Here is a 13,681-nt window from a genome sequence, read left to right as displayed (position 1 = left end):
ATTCCGTAGCGTTCGCCACTGTTGAAGCAGAAATTACGATTCCGAAAGCCGCACCTAGTATAAACTTTTTCATTTTCATTTTCCTTCCATCTTTAGTATTTTTATATTTGACGGTTTAATTCCCCTTTTGTTGCGGATATAGACCTTCTCGTTTTCCACCAACCATAAAAATTATTGAGTTATCCTGCCCGTCGGTGTTTTTCGGCGCCTTGCGTCCGAGCACGCTGTGATTACTATTTCTGCCTTCGTCAGGAATGTCACAAGGTTCTTGTCATCACCCAATGTCAAGAACCTTGTGACATTAAACAAAAAAGTCGCGATTTACGCGACTTGTAATGTAACAATGATGGTGACTCCCAACACGAGACGAGCGTAATTACTCGCTCCATCCTCTCTTCAACGCTGCGGCCACCGTAACGACTCGTCTAGCTTGATGCTTGACCGCGTCCAGAACTTTAGTATCGAACTTACCGGACGAATCCACAGTCACGCTAGCACCGTAAGGGTTCCCGCCAGCATCCATTATGGATGGATCAGTATAGCCCGGAGCCACGACGATCGCTCCCCAATGATACATACTCGTATACAAGGACAATATCGTCGCTTCCTGACCACCGTGCATATTGCTTGCGCTTGTCATGGCGGAGACGACCTTGTTCGTCAGCTTCCCTTGCGCCCATAACGATCCTGTCGTATCCAGGAACTGCTTCATCTGAGCAGCAACGTTACCGAAGCGTGTTGGCGTACTGAAGATAACAGCGTCAGCCCACCCAATATCATCCAAGGAAACGACAGGCACAGTAGCTGTCTCTTCCAGATGAGCTTTCCAGGCTGGATTGGAAGCGATAGCCGCTTCCGGAGCAAGCTCTCGGACCCGAACGAATCGAACATCGGCCCCTTGTGCGATAGCCGCTTCTTCTGCTGCCTTGGCCATATGATAGTTCGTACCTGTGGAACTGTAATAGACGATCGTTAGCTTGACTGGATTGTGGCTCATGGGTGATGAGCTCCTCTCTTATTATGAATTAATGGATACTGAAGCCAGTGCTTGTTGCAAGCGAATCGGGTAAGAGTATGTTCCTTCGAACTATAACTAAAGTATAGCCGGAACCCCTAATTGGATGATTGAATGAAATAACTCCTTTTTTGCTTAAAATGCGCATTATTCCGAGCTCTTGTCCCAGCACGCATCCGATTCGTCCTGTTACAGTCGATAGAGACTTCCTCGCCAAATCAAAAAAGCATTCAAGAACTAGTAACATTCCTGAATGCTTCCGGTATAGATACTTCTTCTTATATTCGAATACGTAAGTCTGTAGCATACTGCATAGGTGTAAAGCCGGTCTCTCTCTTGAACAACCTAGAGAAATGTCCCTGATCCGAGAATCCCACTTGGACCGCGATGTCCTTCATCCCGGAATTCCCGCAGCGTATCAAGCGCTTGGATCGCTCAATTCGAAGCCGAATCAAGTATTGATGGGGCGTGAACGACGTCTGTTGCTTGAATAGACGAACGAGATGCGATAAGCTGACATTTCCGATAACAGCTAGCTCCTCAAGCGACATGTCCTTATCCAAGTTTGCCTGCATATACTCCATTACGATAGAGACTTGCTGGTTCGTTAACTTGTTCGGTTTGTTGCAGCGATGGGAACGGGTCGTGTAGTGCTGCAACAGATGAACAACAGTCATGTTCGCAAGTGAATCCCTGTACAGTTTCCCACTTGCTCCACCATTACGAAGCTCTTCGACCATCCAATCGCTCAGTTGCAACAGCTTGCTGTCTCGGAACAGATTCTTGCGCTCCAGCTCTAGCTTTCCGTGATCACCGAATCCAGACTCGAACGCCACTTGATTAATAAACGCTGGGGCAATTTCCATCTTAAGAAAGGACATCGCTTGTGTCCATTGGCAGTGCAGTTGCGCTCCGACAGGCAAAATCTGAATATCGCCGGATTGGGTCACACGTTCGAGTGCGCTTGCTTGCTCATGTGTATGGATCTTCATCTGATTGCTGGAGCCATGGATTGTAATCAGATGCTTGGAATGGAGTGATCCATCGTAAGCTACATTCGGTGATATACGGTTCCATTGCGTAAGATTGATATTGGACCATCCCAAGTGTTCACTTGAAAGCACAGGAGTGGAGCCGATTGAAGCGAAGTTTTCCAGATATGCAGACATAATACGTCACCTTATTTTCATGAATGAATGTTTAGGAGTCTATGATACCACGCCTCACTCTGGATCAGTAAGCAATTTTTTGGCAATACCGTCTGATGTACTCGAACGTAAGCCATACCGCGGCATCGTTGCGCATTCTCGCCTGCAATTCCTGTTCCTGATCAACCGATTCAGTAAGATGGGTGTCCAGCGTCAAAAAAAGTACGGATCAGACGCCCAACGAATACCGTAACAACGCCTTGATGAATTAATGTTATTTGAAATCATTCCAGGTAAAGTCGACTGACAATATTCCGACCGGAACCTCCTTCGCCTTCCAGCACTCTGATGCCGCGGCCTCAGGCTTGCGGAAGCAGACGAGGTTGCCGAAGTGTCCAAATGCTCGGCAGATCGAAGGTCTTGCAGAATGAATCCCGCATTTGTCATGATCCGAATCATAAAAGATACATGTTCCCATGAACCTTTGTTGCTTTTGAAGATCAGCACGTGTCTTGGGAGGCATCGACTTCACTTTCTTCTTGATTTCCTTCAGTTCCCTCTCTGTTACAGGTACCGGACCGCAGCACAACCCTCTGCAGCCGTTGCAGGGCAAGCTCTCCATCAGACAACTCCTTCGCTTCGAGTCTATTATTTCTACCATGATCCCTCAACTCTATTGCACCTTGACAAATATGACATTGCATGTTATAATATAGTATATTGTTGAATAATCTATTCTAGCATTATTTTTCATTTGTTTCAACATCCAGTAAAATCATAGCGCCCTATATCAGGCGATATAACAAAGGCGATCTACCTGGCATTAGCCAAGTAGATCGCCTTCTTACGTGTATCGAAGGCTCGATCGTTCACAGATCAATCGCCTTATGTGGCTTGCTATAGTGACTCGTTCCGCCGCCGCCAACCAGAATATGAATGGTAGACTCGCTTGGACGAAGCCAGGACGATTCCTTGGCCTCTATTCTACGCGTGCTCAAGCAGCTTCTTGAGACTTACGATTTGAACGCAGAGGCACAGCACTTCGATTGCGAGTTTCAATTCAGTTAACGATGGGTACGATGGGGCAATCCGGATATTCCGGTCGCGTGGATCTTGACCATAAGGGAATGTCGCACCCGCCTTAGTCAGGGTTACCCCCGTCTTCGCCGCCATATTCACAACTTCCTTGGCGCAGCCATCTAGCGTATTCAAGCTAATGAAGTAGCCGCCATTCGGTTGTCGCCATGTCGCGATCCCTTTCCCGCCAAGCTCCGAATCTAACAGATCCAGAATGAGATCGAACTTCGGCTTCAGAATAGCAGCATGCTTCTTCATATGCGACTGAATGTGCGCCTGATCCTGGAAAAATCGGACATGCCGCAGCTGATTCACCTTATCCGGTCCGATCGTCTGAACGCTTAGTTGTTTGCGGATTACAGTCAGATTATCTACACTAGCCGCCATAACAGAAACCCCTGAACTAGCGTAGCTGATCTTGGATGTAGAGCTGAAGATGAACACGCGATCTGGATTTCCTGCTTCCGCGCAGGCAGTCAACATATTTTTCAACGAATCCGGTTGATCTGTCAAATGATGTACACTATACGCGTCGTCCCAGAAAATCCGAAAGTCATTCGCTCCGGTCTCCATAGCAGCCAATCGATCCACAACTTCGTCCGAGTACGTAATCCCGTCTGGGTTGCTGTATTTGGGCACACACCAGATTCCCTTAATCGAGGCATCTTCCCTTACCAGCTTCTCAATCTGATCCATATCGGGGCCATCATCCTGCATGTCGATCGTAATCATCTCGATGCCGAATAATTCGCATATACCGAAATGCCGGTCATACCCGGGACTGGGGCACAGAAACTTCACTGCGGGAAGCTTCCCCCACGGTGTCTCGCTGCCATACACTCCATGCAGCATGGCTCTTGCAACGGTATCATGCATCATGCTGAGGCTGGAGTTTCCTCCGATTAGAATATGCTGCGGACTCACTCCAAGTATTTGCGAGAATAGCGCTTTCGTCTCAGGAAGYCCATCCAGCCCACCATAGTTTCGAACGTCCGTACCGTCTTGAGCTTTCAGTTCATCCCCCGACTTGAGGATGTCAAGCATACCATTGGACAAATCCAATTGTTCCGGGCAGGGCTTGCCTCTTGACATATCCAGGGACAAGTTCTGGCTTTTGCAGCGATCGTATTGTTCCTGTAATTGGACTAACTGCGCGGTTAGTTGATTATGGTTAAGATTGCTGTATAGCGGCATAGTTAATTGCCCTCCAGTATGGTTCTCTAATCCAACTTCAATTGCTTGGTCTTAATCCGCTTCTCATCGATTCTGACGAATTCATAGCCTTCTCGCACCGCTTGATCCAACAAAGCTTGAAGGGCTAGCAGCATGAACGTGGGCGCATCCGCATCTGCTCCAAGCGTATCGCCGCTATCATGAAGGACGATAATATCCCCATTCTTATAGTTGCTGAGCAGGCGGTCCCTGATTTTCTCCGCGCTTCCCGTACTCACCCAATCTCTTACGATAAGCGACCACAGTACTACACGAAACCGTGTGAATAGTAATATGTCGAATATATTGAACACGCCCCAAGGGGGGCGGTAATGAAGCGGAGTCGCTCCAGTAATGTTCTCGATTGTTCGAACCGCATGCTTCAGTTGCAGCCTTACTTTCCAAGGAGACATGATTGCGTTGCTACGGTGACTGTAATTATGAATCCCGATCAAATGCCCTTCGTTATGCATGCGTCTAATTAAATAGGGATACTGCTCCGCCTTGGAGCCAAGCACGAAGAAAGTTGCCTTGATATGATAGCGATCTAACAAATCCAGCAATTGCGGAGTGAATTCCGGATCTGGCCCATCATCGAATGTTAAGGCGATCCCTTCTCCTTCCCTAGCTTTGTGTACGCCAAGTCCAAACGTCCGAATGAGGATAGTAGGAATGACCGTGTAAAAATTTACAAATACAAACAAGACCCAGAATACGTTTTTCATTATTTCGTGCCTTCCTTCCCCCTCCAGCTGATCCTCGGATTTGTCCGTATTCCCAGCTTACCAAGAAGGCAGCAACTGCTCAACCCCATTATTTCGAAATATCGCCTCATTGCGAGGATTCATCAATATTTGTACCGCATCATGTGCTGCATGTTTCCTTTGCAACAACCTCGCCTTCGCCTTCATGGAACGAAGTGTTTCGGGACGCAACATGATGTTGCCGATCGTCTCCACCAGATGTTGCATATGCACGGCCTTCATGGCTGCACCAGAACGAATGAGGAACTTGGCGTTATCTTCTTCTTGACCAGGAAGCGCATTGTACAGCAGCATCGGCAGCTCCATCGCAAGTGCTTCCGAAACCGTCAGACCGCCTGGCTTGGTCACCAGCAGATCGGATACGCCCATCCATTCCGATACATAATTAATATATCCCTTAATATGTATCCGATGCTTGGAATGGACCATCTCCGCGGACATTCGCTGCTGGAAGTGGCGATTGCGCCCGCACACGATCAGAATCTGCAACCGGAACGGCAGCCGTTCCAGCGCTCTGAGGAATGTGACCCCGTCTCCAAACAACCCGTACCCTCCGCCCATCAGCATCAAGGTAGGTAACTCGGGATCGAGGTCATGCTTGGCTATCAACTCATTCCGATTATACCGTTGACAGAACTCCGTCCGAATCGGGATGCCCGTGACGAATACTTGATCCGCGGGAATGTTCCTAGCTAGAAGGCTTTCTTTGACAAAATTAGATCCTACCAAGTAGTGATCCGTATGCGGATATATCCAATGATTATGATGCGAATGATCCGTAATGACCGTTGTGGTATGGACATCCGTCAGGCCGTATTGCTTCAAGATCGACATCGCGCCAGCCGCTAGCGGAAACGTGGAGACCACGGTAGACGGCTTCATCTCCTTCAGCAATTTCAACAGTCTAGCGCTGCCAAGTCGATTGCATTTCTTGAGCACCTTGGAAAATGAATTCTCATTCTTCGTTGTATTGTACAAGTAGCCATAAGCAGACGGAAAGTTCTGCACACCCTTGAGGAACAAATACCGGCTGAACCGATGTACATAAGGATGCGTCCATTCCATATAGTCGATTAATTCGCTTTCCACCTCAGGATGGTAGCTTCGCAGCGATTGCTGGATCGCATTCGCTGCTTGCTCATGCCCTTCCCCATAATTGCTGGATAAGATCAACAGTTTCTCAGTGCTCATACATCTCTCCCTTTCCTAATCGGTTCATCATTAAGAATCTAAGGAGCGGGTCGTTTGTTTGTTAGGCCAAACTTTATTTTCCATCTTCTCATAATAGCGGATAACAGCATCTAAGCTTCGTTCAGCCCATCTCGTCTTCGTTGCAATTCGATGTACTCCACCTGCAGACAAAGCACCGATACAAGCGCCAGCTAGCACGTCCGCCGGATAATGTACACCTGTCCAGACGCGGGAAACAGCGATGCAGGCGGCTAAGATTAGCCACAGCTTGCCGGAATGGCGCCGGTACAACCAGAACATCGTGGCCAGTGCAAATGCTGCGGTTGCGTGATCGCTTGGAAATGATGCATTGGGTGCATGCTGAATGAGTTGCAATACATCATGCGTAACGAAGGGGCGATCACGATACAGGAAATGACTAAGCATCGCACTGATCCCCATCGCCGCGCACGCCGCCAGAAGGGCTTCCAATACTTGGGTTCGGTTTCGGATGGATCTACTGAACCAGTATACAAGAATTGCGGCGTAAAACATATACTCCCCTTGTTGTGCGAACAAACGCATCATGGGATTCAAGAAAGACAGCGATTGTGCCAAGTGATTGATAAGGACAAATCCCTCATAATCCAACTGCATCAAGTTCATTATCCATTCATCTTCCTTCTATTTTAATTAAGGGAAACATAAGACGCACCCTTGTTCCTTCCTGTTCCAGGCTGGTGATGGCGATCTCGCCATTGTTGTGCTCTACGAGCCGCTTGGCGATCGAGAGACCCAAGCCGGTGCCACCTTTCTCCCGACTACGCGCCTTGTCGACCCGATAGAACCGATCGAATACATGGGGCAGCTCCTCTGCAGGTATTCCTATCCCTTTGTCGATCACATCAATCGTGATGAGTTTATCGTCTTGCTGCCCTAAGACTCGTATCGATTGTTGCCGATCCGAATACTTGACCGCATTGTCCAACAAAATGTGAAGAACTTGCTCCAGTTGATGAGGAGCGACGTTAATAAAACCGTCTTCCTGTATCTCACTCAGATCCAGTTCGAACGCAAACTGTGGATGGAGTACCTTGACCCTGTTCACGCATTGCCGGATTGGCTCTGCCGGATGAATCGGTATACGATTCAGCGGTATGCGTTCATTCTCGGCTCTAGTCAGCTCGAGCAGTTCTTGGACGATCCCTTCCAACCGGTTAAATTCTTGCAACGAGACAGTCAGTGACTTGTCCAGAATGATCGGGTCGTCCTTCCCCCATCGATTCAATAAGGAGAGATGCCCTTTGATAATCGAGATTGGTGTACGAAGCTCATGAGAAGCATCCTCGACAAACTGCTTTTGTTGCTTGAACGCTGTCTCCAGCTGACTGAGCAGATCGTTGAACAAGTCTGCCAAACGACTGAATTCATCGTTCGTACCGCTATATGGAACCCGTTCATGCAAGCCTCTATTCTTGACCTTATGGATCGTCTCCGCCAATGCATGTACAGGCTTCAACAGTTGCCTGACCAGTATCAATCCGCCTAGGCCGCTTAAGATCACCGCACCTATGCCTGCCGTGATCATGACCCACATGATCATATCTGTTAAATGCTCGAACGTATCCACATTGTTCACAATCTCGATTGTGCCATGGAACAGTCCTGCTGACAGCGGACTTCTCATCACTAACAGATGCTCTTCGCGACGCCATATCGTGAACAATTGCGTTTCTTCAGCGACGGTCGCGGYGACTAATTCCACCGGAATCCGGTCGGCAACTGTCACGATCGGCTGACCTTTCTCGTCCAAAATCCGAATCAGCTGGTTTCTTTCATTCATCGTCTGCAGGAAGCTTTTGCTATTCACAATACTTTGAGCATCCAGATTCGCACTCTTCTCCTGGAAATAATCTTGAAGCTCTGCCATGCTCCGTTGGATCGATGTTTTCTCTTCATTAATCATCCATTGATTGATTGTAATGTATTGGGCTACGTTATATGCAGTGAATAACAGAAACAAGGTTAAGGACGACCACAACACCATCTTCCATTTCACAGGAAGTCGCAACATCCAATGCTGTATCGTTCGTCTCATCGCAAGACATACCCGATTCCCCGAATCGTATGAATAATGCTATCTTTGCCCGAAGGATCCAGCTTATTCCTCAAGTAGCGGACATACACATCCACCACATTCGTCTCAACTATCGAATCGAATCCCCATACGTTCTCAATCAATGTGTCCCGGGTCAAAACAATGTTCTTATTCTGTACGAAGATGACAAGCAAGTCGAATTCACGCTTTGTCAATTCCAACGGCACATCCCCCTTGAACGCCATCCTGGCCTCCACATTAATGCTCAGATCTGCGAACGTCAGCAGATGAGGATGCTGGGAATCTTCGGTCATCTCTTGCCTACGCAGCATCGCACGAATGCGGGCGAGTAGTTCCTCGATCGCGAATGGCTTGGGAATATAGTCGTCGGCTCCCCGATCCAAGCCTGATACACGATCAGACACACTGTCTCTTGCAGTTAACATAATAATCGGCGTCGTCTTCACCGCACGAATGCGACGGCATACTTCCAACCCATTCATGCCAGGAAGCATGATATCCAACAAAATAATGTCCCAATCCATGCTCAAGGATAATGCCAGACCGGACTGGCCATCATAGGCAACCGTAACGGAGAACGACTCATGCTGCAGTTCCAGCTCAATGAACATGGCCAAGTTCTTCTCATCTTCAATCAGCAAAATCTTCTTCATGGCGTCCCACCTCATATCCTTACTGTACCCCATTAACATGAGAATTTAATGAGAAAAAACTTGTGGGATTTACGTTCATGCAGAAACCTCTATCTTCTTGTCCAGCAAGTACAAGCTTCCTGCGAATACGGCCAGCCCGACGATTACTAGCGCAAGCAAATCTGGTACCTGGATAATGAATAGTACTGATAGGAACAATCCCCCTATAAAAACCAAGAACATAATGATCACCGAAGCCTTGGAGAACCATTTGCCCATCAGTGTACTGAAGAAACCTAATAATACAACATCGGTGCAGCCGATCAGCAGCTGCAGGATGAAGATGACTTTGGAAACATCAAGAGTAATTAGCGGCTCGGCTCTGAACAGCAAACCACCTTGCAGCCCGTTCTGTAAGCTCATTCCTACTGCCATAACACAAGTGATGAGTACGATTTCCAATAAGACAGCCGTGAATTTGGATAAGAGCAAGTAAGCTCTGGGTATGGGAATGGATAGCAGATGATGAATCGTTCGATTACGCCATTCTTCGGTCCATATGGTGAAGCAATACAGCAATGTAAAGAACATCGCAACAGCATAGATGAATATATTCAATGTGACTATGAACCCCAGTTGGTCCGTGGCAAGCTCCAGCATCCCTGGCAGCAGGGCAAGCATCACCTGAATCAGCGCCGTAATGATGATTACGAGAATCAGCGTATTTCTTCGGCTCCGCAGCTCCGTCTTGCACAACCGGCTAAACGCGTGCATCGGCGTATACCTCTTTCAGCATCCCAAGGAGCGATTGGGACCTTTCCTGTCTTAGCGTCTCGACATTACCTTGCAGCAGCAGGGCTCCCTCGTGAATGAACAAGATCTCGTCGAGCATTCGCTCTACTTCCGAGACTTCATGTGTCGTAATCACGATCGTCTGCCCCTCCTCCAGAAAATCCTCGGCAATAGCCAGGGCGATCTGCTCTCTTGCGAACGGGTCAATGCCCGCGAACGGTTCATCCAGCAGCAAGTAACGAGCATCCCGACTCAAGGCAAGCAACAGTTTCATCTTCGCGCGCATACCGCGGGATGATTGAGTCATCAGTGTATTAGACGGCAATTCGAAAAAGTCCAATAGACGCCCTGCCTTCTCCACATTCCAATCGGTGTAAATATCTCGTAAGTACTGCATCGCATCCGTCAATGTCATCCATGGGTGCCAAGCGTCATGGTCCGGTAGGTAACTTACCACCGATCTTGTCGATCTTGACATGGGCGTGTTTCCGTCGAAAGTAATTGTTCCTTGATCCAACCGGATGAGTCCAGCCATCGCCTTCAGCAAAGTCGACTTCCCTGCCCCATTCGTTCCGAGTAATCCGACAATTTGACCTTCCATCAAGTTGAAGGAAATTCCGGCTAATACTTGTTTACGCCCGAATGATTTTACCGCATGCTTCACTTCGATCATGGCTGCGCCCCCCTCTTCATATAGTCCGCCATCGCTTGCAGGATTTCTTCGTCTGACTTGCCGAAGGACCGAAGCAGCTCGACACTGTGGCTAATGGCGCCGGATGCGGCTTCTTCCCGGATGGCATCCAGAATTTCCACATCGTTCGTCATGAAGCTGCCTTGTCCCCTCGAGGTCACGATAAGCTTCATCTCTTCCATCCGGCTGTATGCTCTCTGTATTGTATTAGGATTCACACCTAGGCTTTTGGCGAGTTCTCTACGGGACGGAATTTCTTGCCCAAGCTTGTAAGTGCCATTCATGAATTGGGTCTTAATATCATCGATGATCTGCATGTAGATCGGCTCGTTCTGATTAAATTCCACTTGGACCTCCAATCGACACAGTAGCTCTGTATTAATTCACTAATACAGTAACACGAGTGGAAAGTACTGTCAACCGTATGAACACCGCGTATGTCTCTTGAATAGTTATGAATAGGGGGCGATTGGGATGAGTCTGATTCAGATGGAAGGCGTTTGCAAATATTATGCCCGTGGTTCCGAGATGATCCGGGCGCTGGATCATATCTCGCTTGATATCCAGCAAGGGGAGTTTGTAGCTATTATGGGGCCGTCCGGCTCCGGCAAGTCGACGCTGATGAACATCTTGGGCTGTCTGGATATGACCGATGAGGGGATCTACCGGCTGGATGGGAAAGATATTCGCGCCTTACGCGACAATGAACTCGCCGATATTCGAAACCGCAAGATCGGATTCGTCTTTCAAAGTTTCAACTTACTGCCGCGCCTGACGGTGTACGAGAATGTGGAGCTGCCGCTGCTATATCGCGGCATGTCGGGTAAGGAACGGGAAGCTGCGGTGAACCGCGCATTGGAAGCGGTTGATCTTGTACATCGTTCCCATCACCGTCCAGCACAATTATCCGGCGGTCAGCAGCAACGGGCTGCGATCGCAAGGGCATTGGCCGGTGATCCGCCCATCCTACTGGCGGACGAACCTACGGGTTCGCTCGACTCTCAGACCGGGAACGACATTCTTGATCTGTTGAAACGTCTTCAGAGCCAAGGCCGGACCGTTCTCCTGATCACACATGATTCGGCTATCGCCCTGCAAGCTGAACGGATCATCCGGATTCGCGATGGACGCATAGCAGCAGAAATGTGAGATCACGTTGTTGTTACGCGCAACAGGGCTGCCGAACGATTCGGCAGCCCTGATTGATTCGCACTATTGTGCTCCTATTGTACTACGAATCTAATCTTCTTGGATGGAGAGCTTGTCCAATGCTTGCTTCGCGCGAAGGCGCGCTTCCTCGACAGAGGAAGCCGACGATAATGCTACTGCCATGCGCCGACCTACCTTCGTGACCGGCTTACCGAAGATACGCACCTGCGTATTCGCAACGGACAATGCTTCGTCCACTCCATCGATACGATAGTTGTCCAACTCACGATCCGCTTTCAAAGGCCTACTCGCGCCTGGCGTGATCAGCACGATCTCCGGTATCGGATACCCCAGGATAGCTCGGACATGAAGCGCGAATTCGGACAAGTTTTGCGTCACCAACGTCACTAATCCCGTATCGTGCGGTCGTGGAGAAACTTCGCTGAAGATGACCCCATCTTCTGTTAGGAACAGCTCGACTCCGAACAGACCATAACCACCAAGCTCGTCCGTAATCGTCTTCGCGATATGCTTCGCCTCCTCGATCTGGCGTTCCGTCATATCGTGCGGCTGCCATGACTCGATGTAGTCTCCGCTTTCTTGAATGTGGCCGATTGGCGCGCAGAAGCTTGTCCCGCTCACCGAGCGAATCGTTAGCAGCGTAATCTCCGATTGGAAACGGATAAACTGTTCGATGATCACACGCCCGTTKTGTACCCGCCCGCCTTCCATCGCAATATCCCAGCATTGCTCGATATCCTTCTCTTCCCGGCATACGCTCTGACCTTTGCCTGATGAGCTCATAAGGGGCTTGACAACACAAGGAAAGCCGGTTTCCTTAACAGCTTGTTCGAACTGCTCATAAGTATCCGCGAATTTGTAGCCAGCTGTTGGCAGCCCCAGCTTCTCTGCGGCAAGCCGACGAATCCCTTCGCGATCCATCGTTAGCTTCGCCGCACGAGCTGTTGGGATAACGCGATGCCCCTCTTCCTCCAGCTTCACGAGTTCGGAAGTAGCTAACGCCTCGATCTCCGGCACGATGAGGTCTGGCTTCTCCTGTTCGATAATGTCGCGCAGTCGCCCCGCGTCCAGCATATCGATGACGTAACTGCGATGGGCGACCTGCATGGCAGGTGCATGAGCGTAACGGTCTACCGCTACTGTCTCCACGCCTAATCGCTGAGCTTCAAGAATAACTTCCTTGCCCAATTCTCCTGAACCTAATAGCAGCATTTTCTTAGTACGTAACATGGCGGGTTCCTCACTTCATCAGAATATATATTTGATTAAAAAAAGCCTGCTTCTTCAGCAGACTTCTCATCCAGCAGATTTACATTATCGGGCAAAGGATGGTTTCCTGTAAATGGCTTTCTTCTCGAAGACGACGGTGTACTCCTTGTCGGCCCCTCCGTGAAATGAAGGCGCGACTACTTTCTGCAGCATGCTATCTGGCATCGGGTTCACGATCTTCTCGCTCTTAGCTTGGCGCTTATTCATTCGAATCCCCTCCAAACAAGTAATGGACCGTATCCAGCAGCTCCTGGTTATCTTCTTCCACGCGGGTGAGATCGTCTGCGGATGCTACATATGGAACGGTCAAATGAACGGTCATGACCAGCTTCTTACCAACAGAATAGCACAACAAATACTCGTAAGCAATATGTTCCTTGTATAACAGGAACTGAACTTTGTTGTTCAGATAGGCGTCCAGAACGCCGATACGTTGATCGTCGTTCCGTCTACTTTCATTTGCGCTGAATGCATAGAACCGGCCTTTGCCGACGTTCCCTGCCACTTGCCGGATACCCTCTGTCCCGTCCGGAACCCAGATCGCAGCGCCACGTAAGCGGCTCCCTCTAAGCGACGAGATGTTATAACAGAACCGTAACGCTTCATACAGCTTGTCATACAC

16 protein-coding genes and 1 pseudogene are annotated in these 13,681 nt (G+C 49.0%); 1 reads left to right on the top strand and 16 read right to left on the bottom strand.

The window, feature by feature from the left end; genetic code table 11:
- Positions 1-376: 376 nt before the first annotated feature.
- From wrbA to AC1DWB_RS27580, 13 genes are all read right to left on the bottom strand, one after another.
- Positions 377-997: an NAD(P)H:quinone oxidoreductase gene (wrbA, locus tag AC1DWB_RS27640; protein WP_477544321.1), complete on the bottom strand. Its 621-nt coding sequence runs from the start codon at positions 995-997 to the stop codon at positions 377-379.
- A gap of 296 nt (positions 998-1,293) precedes the next feature.
- On the bottom strand, positions 1,294-2,184 hold the full coding sequence (locus tag AC1DWB_RS27635) for a helix-turn-helix domain-containing protein (protein ID WP_477544320.1): 891 nt from the start codon (positions 2,182-2,184) through the stop codon (positions 1,294-1,296).
- 253 nt (positions 2,185-2,437) lie between these two features.
- Positions 2,438-2,785: a YkgJ family cysteine cluster protein gene (locus AC1DWB_RS27630; RefSeq protein ID WP_477544319.1), complete on the bottom strand. Its 348-nt coding sequence runs from the start codon at positions 2,783-2,785 to the stop codon at positions 2,438-2,440.
- 247 nt (positions 2,786-3,032) lie between these two features.
- Entirely contained in the window at positions 3,033-3,161 is a 129-nt protein-coding gene (locus tag AC1DWB_RS27625) for a hypothetical protein (RefSeq protein ID WP_477544318.1), read from the bottom strand.
- On the bottom strand, positions 3,148-4,434 hold the full coding sequence (locus AC1DWB_RS27620) for an aspartate aminotransferase type Ic (protein WP_477544317.1): 1,287 nt from the start codon (positions 4,432-4,434) through the stop codon (positions 3,148-3,150). Before AC1DWB_RS27620 ends, AC1DWB_RS27625 begins: the two co-directional genes overlap by 14 nt.
- A 26-nt stretch (positions 4,435-4,460) precedes the next feature.
- Complete coding sequence (locus AC1DWB_RS27615; RefSeq protein WP_477544316.1) at positions 4,461-5,177, bottom strand: polysaccharide deacetylase family protein; 717 nt, start codon at positions 5,175-5,177, stop codon at positions 4,461-4,463.
- A gap of 57 nt (positions 5,178-5,234) precedes the next feature.
- Complete coding sequence (locus AC1DWB_RS27610) at positions 5,235-6,407, bottom strand: MGDG synthase family glycosyltransferase (protein WP_477544315.1); 1,173 nt, start codon at positions 6,405-6,407, stop codon at positions 5,235-5,237.
- A 30-nt stretch (positions 6,408-6,437) separates the two neighbouring features.
- Positions 6,438-7,052, bottom strand: a complete 615-nt coding sequence (locus tag AC1DWB_RS27605) for an undecaprenyl-diphosphatase (RefSeq protein ID WP_477544314.1) — start codon at positions 7,050-7,052, stop codon at positions 6,438-6,440.
- 7 nt (positions 7,053-7,059) lie between these two features.
- Positions 7,060-8,484 carry a sensor histidine kinase gene (locus AC1DWB_RS27600; protein ID WP_477544313.1) on the bottom strand — a complete coding sequence of 475 codons (1,425 nt, stop codon included), beginning with the start codon at positions 8,482-8,484 and terminating at the stop codon, positions 7,060-7,062.
- Positions 8,481-9,158, bottom strand: a complete 678-nt coding sequence (locus AC1DWB_RS27595) for a response regulator transcription factor (RefSeq protein ID WP_477544312.1) — start codon at positions 9,156-9,158, stop codon at positions 8,481-8,483. Before AC1DWB_RS27595 ends, AC1DWB_RS27600 begins: the two co-directional genes overlap by 4 nt.
- A 75-nt stretch (positions 9,159-9,233) precedes the next feature.
- Positions 9,234-9,911 carry an ABC transporter permease gene (locus AC1DWB_RS27590; RefSeq protein WP_477544311.1) on the bottom strand — a complete coding sequence of 226 codons (678 nt, stop codon included), beginning with the start codon at positions 9,909-9,911 and terminating at the stop codon, positions 9,234-9,236.
- The gene (locus AC1DWB_RS27585; RefSeq protein ID WP_477544310.1) at positions 9,898-10,602 is read right to left on the bottom strand and encodes an ABC transporter ATP-binding protein; all 705 of its coding nucleotides are present in this window, start codon (positions 10,600-10,602) and stop codon (positions 9,898-9,900) included. The genes AC1DWB_RS27590 and AC1DWB_RS27585 overlap by 14 nt, the downstream gene beginning before the upstream one ends.
- Positions 10,599-10,967 (bottom strand): GntR family transcriptional regulator, encoded by a 369-nt coding sequence (locus tag AC1DWB_RS27580; protein WP_477544309.1) that lies wholly within the window; start codon positions 10,965-10,967, stop codon positions 10,599-10,601. Before AC1DWB_RS27580 ends, AC1DWB_RS27585 begins: the two co-directional genes overlap by 4 nt.
- A gap of 127 nt (positions 10,968-11,094) precedes the next feature.
- Here AC1DWB_RS27580 and AC1DWB_RS27575 point away from each other — a divergent pair, with 127 nt between their 5' ends.
- Entirely contained in the window at positions 11,095-11,769 is a 675-nt protein-coding gene (locus tag AC1DWB_RS27575) for an ABC transporter ATP-binding protein (protein WP_477544308.1), read from the top strand.
- 90 nt (positions 11,770-11,859) lie between these two features.
- On the opposite strand, the gene purT is transcribed toward AC1DWB_RS27575, so the two are convergent.
- The 3 genes and pseudogenes from purT to AC1DWB_RS27560 form a co-directional block, all read right to left on the bottom strand.
- Positions 11,860-13,020 (bottom strand): phosphoribosylglycinamide formyltransferase 2, encoded by a 1,161-nt coding sequence (purT, locus tag AC1DWB_RS27570; RefSeq protein ID WP_477544307.1) that lies wholly within the window; start codon positions 13,018-13,020, stop codon positions 11,860-11,862.
- Positions 13,021-13,104: 84 nt separating this feature from the next.
- Complete coding sequence (locus tag AC1DWB_RS27565) at positions 13,105-13,266, bottom strand: hypothetical protein (RefSeq protein WP_477544306.1); 162 nt, start codon at positions 13,264-13,266, stop codon at positions 13,105-13,107.
- Positions 13,259-13,681: pseudogene (locus AC1DWB_RS27560) on the bottom strand (TIR domain-containing protein); the annotation flags it as partial. The gene AC1DWB_RS27565 and the pseudogene AC1DWB_RS27560, both read right to left, overlap by 8 nt.

Source organism: Paenibacillus sp. P4_E11 (genome assembly GCF_056401635.1).
This window is presented reverse-complemented; position numbering and strand designations above follow the sequence as displayed.

Bases quoted from the DNA above. Each gene is read 5' to 3' on its own strand.
- AC1DWB_RS27575 (WP_477544308.1), top strand. From the start codon at position 11,095: ATGAGTCTGATTCAGATGGAAGGCGTTTGCAAATATTATGCCCGTGGT.
- AC1DWB_RS27590 (WP_477544311.1), bottom strand. From the start codon at position 9,911: ATGCACGCGTTTAGCCGGTTGTGCAAGACGGAGCTGCGGAGCCGAAGA.
- AC1DWB_RS27565 (WP_477544306.1), bottom strand. From the start codon at position 13,266: ATGAATAAGCGCCAAGCTAAGAGCGAGAAGATCGTGAACCCGATGCCA.
- AC1DWB_RS27585 (WP_477544310.1), bottom strand. From the start codon at position 10,602: ATGATCGAAGTGAAGCATGCGGTAAAATCATTCGGGCGTAAACAAGTA.
- AC1DWB_RS27605 (WP_477544314.1), bottom strand. From the start codon at position 7,052: ATGAACTTGATGCAGTTGGATTATGAGGGATTTGTCCTTATCAATCAC.
- wrbA (WP_477544321.1), bottom strand. From the start codon at position 997: ATGAGCCACAATCCAGTCAAGCTAACGATCGTCTATTACAGTTCCACA.
- AC1DWB_RS27630 (WP_477544319.1), bottom strand. From the start codon at position 2,785: ATGGAGAGCTTGCCCTGCAACGGCTGCAGAGGGTTGTGCTGCGGTCCG.
- AC1DWB_RS27595 (WP_477544312.1), bottom strand. From the start codon at position 9,158: ATGAAGAAGATTTTGCTGATTGAAGATGAGAAGAACTTGGCCATGTTC.
- AC1DWB_RS27635 (WP_477544320.1), bottom strand. From the start codon at position 2,184: ATGTCTGCATATCTGGAAAACTTCGCTTCAATCGGCTCCACTCCTGTG.
- AC1DWB_RS27615 (WP_477544316.1), bottom strand. From the start codon at position 5,177: ATGAAAAACGTATTCTGGGTCTTGTTTGTATTTGTAAATTTTTACACG.
- AC1DWB_RS27610 (WP_477544315.1), bottom strand. From the start codon at position 6,407: ATGAGCACTGAGAAACTGTTGATCTTATCCAGCAATTATGGGGAAGGG.